The organism is Methylomonas methanica (genome assembly GCF_001644035.1).
Classification (GTDB): Bacteria; Pseudomonadota; Gammaproteobacteria; order Methylococcales; family Methylomonadaceae; genus Methylomonas; species Methylomonas methanica_A.
The window spans coordinates 43,298-54,417 of record NZ_LUUG01000115.1; the positions used below are offsets into that span (position 1 = coordinate 43,298).

The window sequence follows — 11,120 nt, forward strand, 5'->3', positions numbered from 1 at the left end:
TCCGTTCCACGCGGTATTCTCACTTTATCAAGATGTCGACGCGCCGATTTAAGGCTCGATGTTCAGGAGTATCATTGGGTGCCAAAGGTTCGCCGTCAGCCCGGCCTTCTGCTCTGGCCGAACCTTTTAGCTGGGCGGATGCGGTCAAAATCGCCAATACGTTTTTAGCGCGTGCCGCGGACAGGTGCCAATTGGACGGAAAACGCGCCGACACGATGGGTTTGTCGTCGGTATGCCCGGTTACCAAAATCGAGTCTTGTTCATTCTCAAGCTCCTTAGCGATTTTTTTCAACATGGGCAGAAACTCCGGCTTGACTTGGTCACTACCCGAGGGAAAGGAGTTACGGACGCGGATGATGCTATCGTCGACCACTTCAACCATATTCTGGGCAATTTCGTCGCGCAATAATGGCTTAAAGCGTTCCAATCTGTTTGCAATAGCGGGCGCAGGTGGTGGGGTTATAGTTGCTGCCGCCGCAACTTGTACAGGCTCCTTGGCCAATTTTAGTAACTCACGATACGTCGGATCGGATGCCGAATTAATAAAAAACGCAAAACCCAGATAACAAAGCAGTAATAAGCCGCCGGCTACGCTGGCGAACACCCATAAGGGTACTTGCGTAATCAACGAGCTATTGCCGCTCTTTTGCCCATGCCAGCGCGGCGACAGTTCCGCTGGAAAATCCCCTCTCACCCGCTGAGTCAACTGATACAGTTCCAGACGTTGTTTTTCCAGTTCGTTGGAGCCGTTGGTCATGACCCGATATTTGCCCTCGAATCCAAAACTTAACAGCACATAGCAAAGCTCGATGAGCGGTAAGTTTTGCGCAGGCTGTTTCACCAGATGTTCGAGTATTTGGAAAAAGCGTTCGCCGCCCCAGGCTTCTTTATGAAAAAGGATAAGTAGACTTTGATGGCCCCAATTACTCTGCGAGCCCCAGGGCGTGTTTTGGATAATTTCATCCAGAAAAGTACATAAACCGTAGCTCGCCATGCGTATGGTTTCTTGCTGAAACCCCGCATTCAAGCCACGATTCTCAAATTCCCTGACTTCTTTGGCCAACTTTTGTTTTAGTTCATCAACGCCGGCATAACTAACGGTTGTTCTAAGCCTAGCCGCCAAGGAAAGTATGCCAGCCGATAGAGTCAATAAAGAACCGCTATCCGCTCCTGAAAGCACGCTCAGCGAAGGAATGTTGATATTTGCAGTCGGCTGCTGGGGTGGCGATGGTGGTACTTGCGTGAATGACGGCTGTTGAGGCATTCTTCCGCCAGGCGAAGGCCGTAACACTGTTTTGTCGTCATCGCCGAAAGGTCCTTGTTGCGCCATGTCATCACCCTTTTTTTATTGCCCAGAATTCCAACTCCAATCCCGGAAAATTACCGCCAATATGAAATGCAAAGCCGCCGGAATCCATCATTTTCTTCCAATAAGGGCTTTGTTTGTCCAGTTCGAAATAAGAGCATCCGGCGTGATACGGCAATTGCCTTGGCGCCACGGGCAAAGGGTGAATTGAAATACCCGGCAGTGCAGCAGTTACCAGTTGGGTGATCTCTTCGACAGGACCAATTTTTACCTGGGGTGGAAAATGTGTACGCAACATTTCCGACGATACTTGGGCACTTGCAGCCAGGATGTAGATTGCCTGCTCCAATAATTTCACATCCGGGCGACCCGAGTAATACACCGACTGGCTATGCTTGGTTAAAGGAATTTGAATGGCATTTTGCTCAAGCACCATGCTCAGCAAGCGTCGCAACTCGTCAATTAACGGTATAAAGCAAATACGCAAGTCGTCATGCCGATATTCAGGCAACACCGCAGGCCGTTTAGTTTGGCGGTAGAAAGTCGCCAGATCTCCCATCATCTGCAAGCATAAGGAAAATAACGCTTCCGGATGGAGGAGTGTATTTCCAGCCAAATGTGCCAGTAATGGCTCATAACGATTGATGGTTTGCAGCAACATAAAGTCTGCCACCTCCGCCACACCGGCACCTTGTGAAGTACCAGCAACGCGTGCTGCTAAAGCCTCACCTCTGGTATGCAGCAAACCTTGTAGTTCCCGAACAAAGCCGTTCAAAATACTACTGGCTGCCGATTGCAACACCACGGGGATGTATTTGTCATCCAGTACGACAGTTTTGTCGGCGCGCACCTCAACAATATTGGCAACACCCAGACATAGATAGCCTGATCGTTCTTGATTGCCAAGCATAAGTTTCGGACGAATGCTGCCTATCTGCACGGGGTAACGAGCATCATAACCGGCGTTGTTGTCTCTGACGTCCCTATGGGTAACGCGGTATCTCGCCAATCCGTCGGGGTTATTGTCGCTGTCAACCTCAACAGCGTCCGGACGACTCAGCGGCAATGCTAAATACACCACTTCATTAGCGACGCCTTCAGAGACATCCAGTGGTAAAGGCAGCTCATCTTCGTCAGGCAAATGAAACGGAGTACCGTCCTGGAAAATGCCTCTGGCAGCAATCAGAGTGATTTTTCCGATTGCCAATTGTGCTCCATCCAGCTTTAGCGAGGAAAAACCCCAGTCGTATGCCCTAATTCCATAACATCGACCATCGATTCTGCTTTCCAGATAACGATCATGTTGTTGAAAGTGCTGCGGCCTAAGGAACATGCCTTCCGACCAAACAATCCTGTTATTGATTGACATACTGTATTCGGTACCGTTTAGTATTTAAGAACAATGACTTATAAAAACTGCGCTGCCAACCCAATAAACTTGCAAACTTTCACCGCCTCGCAAATAGACGCATCTGTTTTTCATAAGCTTCAGCGAACTCTTCCCCAAAAAATCCTTCAATTGCTTGTGTTTTTAATTCCGGATATTTTTCGCAAAAAAGCTCCCAACACTTGGCTTTTCTTTGAAAAACAATGCCTTCACCCAAAGTCTTCTCAAAACTCTCTGGATCAAAACGATGCAAGATCTCTGCTAATGCGGCCTGAATACCGGCTGTCATCGCTAGCTGGTGAAATTTGACATCCTTGAAAGCTTCATTTATTGCATCATTTGAATTTATAAACGCGGGATTATTCGGCGCGAGCATTAGCTTAAGCACACTTTCCACATCAGGATTGAATTTTAGCGGGTTATTGTCAAAAGAGCGGATTGTGGTGACGGAAACTCGAAATTCACTTTTCATTTCCGCGCGTGCGCGCAAAACGTCCATCAAGCCTTCGATCAAATTTCGGAACAACACACCGGTAACTTTCATCGCCTCCGGCCACTGATCTTCTGTTAAGAACGCGTGATCTTTTATTCCCGCACCATCCAGAAACATCTTCATGAGTGATACTTCACCCGTTTTCGAACTGGTATAGCGGTCCTTATTCGGTGTTAGCGTAAACTCTATTTCACTGTCTTGCGGAACCACGGTGGGTTCAACCTCACGCTCAATATTAGACGCATTTTGGAATACGTCTTCAGAATCCAGCGCTGTATGCGAAGGAATAGGCTTGGATAAATTTATTGGTTCAAAATTCGGAAACTCTACTTCGGGAGACGCATTGAAAGGTGTATCCAATGTGCCTAATGAATCTAACCCTTTTAAGAATTCGGCAATATCTTTACCACCATTCTCGGGAGATATTACCTCGGGCGGGGTAAAGCTATCGTGAAAAGGGGATGCTGGAGGACGCTCTCCGAACGGAGAATTCGCTGCGCTATGCGGAATCGAGAAATTCAGCGGTTCATTTACTATTGACTGTTGATCGTTTGGAAACGATTCGGCAAATGGTGAAGGCGAAAGACTCTCGATACTAATGGGTGAACTTGGCAATATTTCGGCTGACTGTTCCACAATAACTTCATATTCGCCGATACGTAAAACTTCACGATCTAGCAATCTTGCTTGCGCATCATTTATATTCAATCCGGCCTTAGACAAAAATGTACCATTTTTACTTGTATCCTTTATCAAGTAACCGCCGTCCTGGTAAATGATTTCAGCGTGATGCCCTGATACAAAGTTTTCTGTGTCTGGTAACACCAGAGTGTTTCCCGCCTTTCTGCCTATCGTTCCTCCTAACTGATTGAATTCGGCACTCAATTCAGTAGGTAATGGCAAACCCTTGTAAGAAAGTACTTTTAAGATAATTGGCACGATTGTCGTCCTACCGTTAACATTAGTTAAATAGCTTAGCAACTTACGTCAGCTTTTATCAAAAAAGCTTAGTCATTTTTGCAATCTAACTTTATCACTTTGCTCGATATTCAATCATAAGAGCCGTCATCGCGGATTGTTTAAGTCTCCAAAATAACGGCGGCAAAGCCTCGCTTACCTATTGTCAAAATATTTATCGTTCTTCAATCAAGTATTCGGGTCTGAATCCGATGGCTTTGCCTCGTTTCTACCACAACATTAAAGTACTTTGACCCAATTAGAAAGCCAGCCATTAACTTGATGTCCCGGCGAGCTGAGCAAAGATGCAGTGATAAATAGTTTGGTGGGATATGCTAACTTATCACTTTGGGTGTAAAACTCCTAAGGAAACTCTGATTAATTCGCTATCTCGAACTTAAACTTAAGCACCTACTGATTCAATTGCTTGCTCATCGTTTTTCTTGAAAAACTGAATTAATTAGAGACTCCCTAAAATCGGGACGATTATTTGCAGCGCAGCGCTCCAAAAGACCTATGATAACGACGGCGATGATGTAATAAGTTATCGTGCCGTTTCCGCAATATTATCGGACCTTTTACTACATCTCTAATATCAATGCCTTGCTGATATAAACTCCTCAGTACTTCATTGTTTTAACCTGAAGAGATACTTGTAATTTTTGGAATACACTCCCAACGTGGGACTCACTTGCATTTGGGTTTTGTACTTCACTTTAGAGTGATAACTAAAATAGGTTCCGTAAAAAATTTACATTTTACTCACCCAATTAAATTCCGAGTGGTTTGCTACTTTCCAAGCTTTATCGTCAATCCGTTTGAATTCGTCGTCAGGTTGTACTATTTTGCATTTTTTAATTTTTCTTCACCACCAGTCACTAATCCAGACATACATTCGACTACGCTTTCGACGTAATTTGAATGTGCTTCTGCAAGCTCTTTGGCTGCACCAAAACTTTCTCGTAATTCAGTTAGGGTCTTCTGCGGATCCTTAGACTTATTAAGATCTAACATTTTGGCATAATTTTTATACGCCTTGCGTCTTTCAGGATCTAGTAAGAATAATCCTGGCATATCATTTGACGAAGTATCGACGACACATTTTGTCATTGTTTCCGGCTCAATTCCGTAGTCCTTAATATCTTTATCCTGCTTCATTTGCTCCAATACTACGGACTGATACTCTTCTTTTTCCGAGCAACCGCTTAATACTAATACCCCAACAATTACTAACATTTTTTTCATTTTTTATATTTTCCTGCATTTTCCGAGCATATTAACCAAAAAAAACCCCCGCTATCTTTCAATAGCGAGGGTTTTCAGTTTCTTCCTAAGTATTTCGACTTAGGAAACTTTCACTATTAGATGAAAGTTGGGATCAGAGGAGCATCAACTGTTACCAATTGACGGTTACCTTTTTCATCCCAGAAGAACAACAGACCTGCGAAGCGGCTGTCTGGATCGTAAATCAAGTCAGCTAAGCGATATACTTCCCAAGCAGCGTCAGAAGCAGTAACTTCGACAGTGCGTGTTTCGCCTGGAGCCAGAGGGCTGTTATCGCTAACAGTTAAGCCTTCTTCAGCCAGCAAATCGTCTGGGTAAGCAGTATCATCTTCATGAACCGCTGGATCTAAGAAACGTACACCTGCTGTGTTGAACTCACCCAAACGAACAGCTGAATCACCGTTGTTTGTGATGGTCAAAGTCATTTGCATTGCACGACCTGGAACACGGTATGTGGCATCATCAACTTTAACTGAAACGTTAGCTTCAGGCATTTGATAAGTTTTCATACCACGCAACAAACCAGCTTGCAAAGGAGTAGTTACAGGGTATTTTTCGTTGGTAGCGCCCATAGAAGCAGCAACGATAACCAAAGTACCTACGCCGAACAGCATACCGATTTTTTTGTCGCCAGCTGAGATCAGAGAATCTGCTTTGCCAGTGCTAACAGCGATATGACGTGGAACGAACAATGGACGTTTGATCCAGAACAACAACCATGCGAACGCGATTGCGAACCATACTGCGTGCCAGAAATAAACGTTGTCCAGAGCGTAGTTTTCCAAGTTGATTGTTTGACCAGTCAATGTTGTGACTGGGTTAACAAACTCGCTCATAGAACCAGTAATGGTTACCCATTTGCCTGGGCCGATGATAGGACCACCGCCTTGTACGTTCATCATTGAGTGAACGTGCCAGTCGCCTGGACGACGAGCTTTCAGCAGAACTTTAAACTCGTAAACTTCGCCCAATTCCAAAGACACTGAACGAGGAACCAATTGACCACCAATCCAAGAACCTGCACGGATAAATACAGGACCAGGGATACCAACGTTCAAAAATGAAACTTCTGGTTTATCAACAGTTTCTGGCCAGCCTGCGAATACCAGGAATTTACCAGAAATTGTCATAGTTTCATTAACAGGCACTTCTTCTTTTGACCAGTTCAGGTCAAACCAGTGAATCGTCCGCATACGCATGAACGCAGCCTGTGATTTTTCACCGTGAGCAGATGCTGTTGGAGCATAGAACATCGCTGCTGTCATTGCGACCAACAGTGCGACAAAGGACAGTTTTGCAACTTTGTCTTTTATTATTTTCATATTTCCTCCTCTATCACTAGAGAATTTTAATTAAGACTTTCTGGTAGCTATCTAGAACCACCAGGTTCATTTTCTTACTATTCTTCTAATTAAGACGCGTCGTCAGCGATGAAGTCGGTTTTAGCGAACCATCTGCCGAAGAAGTGCCACAAGAAGTAAATAATGATAGAAACGAATCCAGAGAAGAACGCTGATACTGGAGCAACGTCTTTACCGAAAGTTCTTAATGTACCTTTCTCTACCATACGGATGTACTCAGGTGTACCGGTACGAACATAGTGGTAACCTTGTAAGTCAGCCAAAGTCATCATCATGCCGTTATATTCTACAGGCACGTGCAATGGAGCGATAACAGGCCAGTTACCTGGGTAGAACAACAGACCATAAGCCAAACCACCAACAACAGCAGTCAGAGTCATGCTGTTACCCATCATCAGGATAACGTCAAGAACGATCGCACCTGGCAACAGGTTAGATGGGAAGCAAATGTTTACTGGGAAGTATGTCCAGCCCCAGAAGTTCATGTAACGGTTGATCCACTCACCAATCATCAGAGCAACAACAGACAAAGTTGCGCCAATTGGTAAACGGTATCTCCACCACAAGCATGCTTGAACAGCCGCAGGGAACGTAATAGAAACGATAGGAGCTACGGTTACCCATAGACGTCTATCTTTCCAGTCGGTCCAGAAATCCCAGTCACCGCCAGTCAACATATAGTGAATGTGGTAACCGCCCAGAACCGCTGTGAACAGTGTAAAAAGAATCATCCAGTCGAACGTACGGGAAACTTGTACCGCTTCCGCACGTGAACGTACAGCTGATTGAGATGCGCTCATTAGCTTACCTCCTAAAGAATTAAAATTATATTTTTTTCACTTCTCTTTATCCTACCGCCACTTAAAAAAAGCAGCGGCAGGAAAGGAGATAGTATTTTTACTTTTAAAGATAAGCTATTAAGCCAGATCTTTTTTCAGCAATTTTGCAATTGCCATTACTTCGGTGTTCACAACACCCATTATAGCCAGAGCAGCCCAACCAAAGAATACGAAACCGTAGTGCAATGGAGCAACGAACAACTCTTCCATAAACCAGAATGTGTGACCCCACTCGTTCAAACCTACGTTAGGCAAGATCATGAATGGACCGATAACCGCAATCAGATACATCAAGTGCAGACCTTCGTGGTATGTAGGCAATCTTGTTTTTGCATACATGAAAGAAGCTGAACCAGTGATGATGTAGATTGGGTATGACAGGTAGAACTCGATGATGTGACTTGGAGTAAAGTCAGTATCACGAACGATAGTTTGGTGCCATGTACCGTCTTGCTCTGTGAAGTAAGAAGCACCCCAGTAGATAGCCCAGCCGTAGCAAACCAACCATGTCCAGTGTGTAAAGTGTCTTCTCAACTCTTCACGTGGAGTGATTGACATAACTTTACGGTCACGAGTTTTCCAGATATAGCCATTGATACCAGCAAACAGCAGCACTTCGATAACGATCTCGATGTACAACATATTCATCCAGTATGTTTCAAACTCTGGAGCAAAAGAGTCTAAGCCAGCTGACCAGCCGTAAACACCTTCATACCAACGAATGAAAGAATAAAAAACCAAATACAGGCTGATACCAGCCCACAGGTTTTTTTGATTTAAAAGCGGTGCTTCCGCAGCATCAGCCTTAACTGATTCAGTTGTAGCAGCCATTTCTACCTCCTAAAAGATTATCTAAATCCCCGATCAAATCGGGAGTTCTTTGTTTTTCCTTGTTATTTAGCCTTCTTATTGAAGACACCCCGGTCCCTTGAGGTGCGTGGCAGTCTACCACTTGCCAAATCCTTGTCAAGATAAATTAAGCTATTTTATCTAAGCGCTTGTTGTCTCCAATTCGCAAACCCGAGATCAAGCCCCTACCCCCTATTCACAGACACACAGTAGCGGGCAATCCCGCTATAACCAACGGGTCTTATGAAAACTAACCGTTCCATTCAACAAGCAATCAGGTCCACGCAATATTCGTCACAGTTCAAGTAGCAAAAGCCGTGTTGGCGCCAGTTGAATATTGATTATCTAGAAGACGTTGTACCGATCGAAAATTGACCGGGTAATCCACGTATCCTGCTGTGATTTTAGGCAGGAGCAAAACCTGAGTGCATTCCATGTCAATGTTCGCAAAAGTTCGTCGGATGTTTCATCGCGACCACCTCACCATCAGTGAAATTCAGCGCCGGACTAGTCTGTCGCGGAATACGATCAAAGCCTGGCTCAAAGAAGGCAATCCCGATTACTACAAGTATCCTAAAAGACCGCAGGTCACGAGCAAGCTAACCCCTTTTATTCCGACGTTATTACTAGCCTTGGAAGTGGACTCACGCCGCGCAAAACGGGATCGCCGCACCGCTTTGATGTTATTTGATGCCATTAAACAGGAAGGGTATTCCAGTGATTATTCCCTAGTGACGGATTATGTTCGCCACTGGCGCAATGATGCCAGCACGTCCAGTCGATCGGCTTATGTGCCACTCAAGTTCGAATTGGGCGAGGCTTTTCAATTCGATTGGAGTGAGGAATGGCTGGTGATCGGGGGTATTCACCGTAAAATCCAAGTCGCCCATACCACCAAGCTGTGCGCCAGTCGGGCTTTTTTCTTGTCGGCTTATCCCACTCAAACCCAGGAGATGCTGTATGACGCGCGTTCTCGGCGCTGGGCGGCATTGCCAAACGCGGCATCTACGACAATATGAAAACGGCGGTCGACAAGGTGACTAAGCGTAATGGTCGGGTGGTCAATGCCCGCTTTTTGCCATGACAGCGCACTATTTGTTCGAGCCGGATTTCTGCAACGTGGCATCTAGCTGGGAAAAAGGTATCGTCTTCGGTATTACGACCCAATTCCTGCAGCAGCTCCCGACAGTCAATACTGGATCGACACGTGTAGCGATGGACAAATATCACGGCTTATTCGGTCTTGGGTGGAAAGGCCCTGTACCATAATCTCAATGGGAGCCTTTTTCCCTGTTTCTTGTTAACGCCACACACCGCGAAGGCGACTTAATTTGCTTGGCTCGAATGGAATGTTATTGTTCCGTTGATTACGAGATTCTATGGTTTTCGTCAAGCCACATTGTTGAGGCAGCCTAATTTTTGAGCGTCGAATCTGGCACCGCCGGCTTGTTGCCAAAGCGAGAATGCGATGCGTAATAGTTTTCTGGCGATAATCACCAGCGCCTGGATTGCCGAGAACTCTCTGGCTCGTAACTCATGGTAATAGGGTTTCTACACAACCGTTTTAGCGGCCGCCTGGGCACAGTTGTACAACAGTCTTCGCAGTTCGCCCGGCCCGCGTTTAGATAGGCGCCGGCGGCATCACTGCGGCTTAACGGGACGCGGTCAAACAATACAGCCAGCTGTGTTGAGGTTTGCCGGCCAATACCCGGTATACTTTCAAGACGCCGGACTTGGGCTTGCAAGTGCCGGCTGTAATGTCAACACACCCTCCAACTGTTGATCGATATGCTTCAGCAAAACATCCAAGGCGGCCAAGGTGTCAAAGAGTGGCGCTTCGAGTCGGTTCACGCTTCGCAAAGCTTTTTGCAGGGCTTGACGATGCTTGACCACCGTCGCACGGCGCCGTTGCAGTAAAGCCAATTGGCGCTGTATCGCCGAAGCAGGTTGATAGGGACGTAAATGACCCCGTTCAGTGGTGATAAATCGCCGGATCATGTGGGCGTCCACTCGATCCGTCTTGCCCCGTCTGCCCAAACCCAGGGCATAATGGCGCATATCCCGTGGGTTCAGCACATAGACGACCTTGCCCATGGATACCGCTCGCTCTGCCATGAGTTGATGTTAATCGCTGGGCGCTTCCAGACCGATATAACTCTCGGTCGGTAACGTCTTCAGCCAGGCATCGATGGCCTCTGCTGTATTGGCAATAGTCAGCAACTCCTGTTCTGAATCAATCACCAGCTCATCTTTTGCCGCATCGATACCGATCAACATTTCGCTTGTCATACGACCTCCCGTTGTTGAGAATAAGAGAGTCGGGGTGGTGCGTCTACCGAGTAAGCTTGTGCACAAATCGGCGGTTAAACCGCTAGATTCTTCATCGACTCTGGAAGACGCGATGGAATGAATTCTCAGCGAGGCCTGTCTTAGCAGATACTTGCCGACGTCCCTCCATCCCGACTCCCAAAGTTTCCCCGATTCTCTTAACCTTTACCATACAAGCTTGTCGAACCATGAACGGAATCAACTTGTTCAGAGATTCCTTAAATTTGTCACTCAGAGAACATTCCGCGAAATAGGGGCAAGGTCAGAACTTGGACTGCACGCCTAGTGCGTCGCGCCAACGTTAGCCAGCAAATTA

At 46.1% G+C, this 11,120-nt stretch carries 9 protein-coding genes and 2 pseudogenes; 1 reads left to right on the forward strand and 10 read right to left on the reverse strand.

The genetic code is table 11. The features are described 5' to 3' along the window. Positions 1-19 precede the first annotated feature (19 nt). The 7 genes from icmH to amoC form a co-directional block, all read right to left on the reverse strand. Positions 20-1,330: a type IVB secretion system protein IcmH/DotU gene (gene icmH / locus A1332_RS21030; protein WP_064010373.1), complete on the reverse strand. Its 1,311-nt coding sequence runs from the start codon at positions 1,328-1,330 to the stop codon at positions 20-22. 4 nt (positions 1,331-1,334) lie between these two features. Further along, the gene (gene tssK / locus A1332_RS21035) at positions 1,335-2,675 is read right to left on the reverse strand and encodes a type VI secretion system baseplate subunit TssK (protein ID WP_064010374.1); all 1,341 of its coding nucleotides are present in this window, start codon (positions 2,673-2,675) and stop codon (positions 1,335-1,337) included. Between the two features lie 79 nt (positions 2,676-2,754). Next, a complete protein-coding gene (tagH, locus tag A1332_RS21040) occupies positions 2,755-4,125 on the reverse strand; it encodes a type VI secretion system-associated FHA domain protein TagH (protein ID WP_064010382.1) in 1,371 nt (456 codons plus the stop codon). Between the two features lie 858 nt (positions 4,126-4,983). Continuing rightward, on the reverse strand, positions 4,984-5,388 hold the full coding sequence (locus A1332_RS21045; protein WP_020483728.1) for a hypothetical protein: 405 nt from the start codon (positions 5,386-5,388) through the stop codon (positions 4,984-4,986). Between the two features lie 116 nt (positions 5,389-5,504). Next, on the reverse strand, positions 5,505-6,749 hold the full coding sequence (gene amoB / locus A1332_RS21050) for a bacterial ammonia monooxygenase, subunit AmoB (protein ID WP_020483729.1): 1,245 nt from the start codon (positions 6,747-6,749) through the stop codon (positions 5,505-5,507). A gap of 89 nt (positions 6,750-6,838) precedes the next feature. Next, positions 6,839-7,588: a bacterial ammonia monooxygenase, subunit AmoA gene (gene amoA, locus A1332_RS21055; RefSeq protein ID WP_020483730.1), complete on the reverse strand. Its 750-nt coding sequence runs from the start codon at positions 7,586-7,588 to the stop codon at positions 6,839-6,841. Positions 7,589-7,705: 117 nt separating this feature from the next. Next, on the reverse strand, positions 7,706-8,458 hold the full coding sequence (gene amoC / locus A1332_RS21060; protein ID WP_020483731.1) for a bacterial ammonia monooxygenase, subunit AmoC: 753 nt from the start codon (positions 8,456-8,458) through the stop codon (positions 7,706-7,708). 458 nt (positions 8,459-8,916) lie between these two features. On the opposite strand from amoC, the pseudogene istA reads away from it, so the two are divergent. Further along, positions 8,917-9,625 (forward strand): annotated as a pseudogene (istA, locus tag A1332_RS21065) (IS21 family transposase); the annotation flags it as partial. Positions 9,626-10,027: 402 nt separating this feature from the next. Here istA and A1332_RS26590 read toward each other — a convergent pair. The 3 genes and pseudogenes from A1332_RS26590 to A1332_RS25440 form a co-directional block, all read right to left on the reverse strand. Further along, positions 10,028-10,105: pseudogene (locus A1332_RS26590) on the reverse strand (hypothetical protein); the annotation flags it as partial. Positions 10,106-10,195: 90 nt separating this feature from the next. Further along, a complete protein-coding gene (locus A1332_RS21070; RefSeq protein ID WP_082879813.1) occupies positions 10,196-10,591 on the reverse strand; it encodes an IS110 family transposase in 396 nt (131 codons plus the stop codon). Between the two features lie 9 nt (positions 10,592-10,600). Continuing rightward, positions 10,601-10,765, reverse strand: coding sequence for a hypothetical protein (locus A1332_RS25440; RefSeq protein WP_157204075.1), 165 nt, complete (start codon positions 10,763-10,765; stop codon positions 10,601-10,603). Between the last annotated feature and the right edge of the window lie 355 nt (positions 10,766-11,120).